Genomic DNA, 455 nt, shown 5'->3' on the forward strand with positions numbered 1-455 from the left:
ATCGGCCGCTGCATGGTGTAGCCGAGGGCGGTGATCCCGCGGGGGATGATCGAGATCTTCTGGACCGGATCGACGCCGGGCAGCGCCATGGCGACGATCGCGTGGCCCATTTCGTGATGCGCGACCACGGTGCGCTCGTGCGGGTTGAGCAGCCGGTTGCGCTTCTCCAGCCCGGCGACGATGCGCTCGATCGCCTGGGTGAAGTCGTCGAAGGTGACGCAAGCCGCGCCGCGGCGCGTGGCCAGGAGCGCGGCCTCGTTCACGAGATTGGCGAGATCGGCGCCCGTGAAGCCCGGCGTCAGAGCGGCGACTCCTTCCACCGGCACGTCCGTGGCGATCTTGATCTTCCTGATGTGAACCTGAAGGATATCGATCCGGCCCTTCTTGTCGGGCCGGTCGACCAGGATCTGGCGGTCGAAGCGCCCGGCGCGGAGGAGGGCCGGGTCGAGGATCTC

At 68.1% G+C, this 455-nt stretch carries 1 pseudogene; it reads right to left on the reverse strand.

Annotated elements, in window-relative coordinates:
- Window positions 1-455, reverse strand: a pseudogene (locus AAHM41_RS40350) (cell division protein FtsH); the annotation flags it as partial.

The sequence above is a fragment of the Inquilinus sp. OTU3971 genome, from assembly GCF_038440215.1.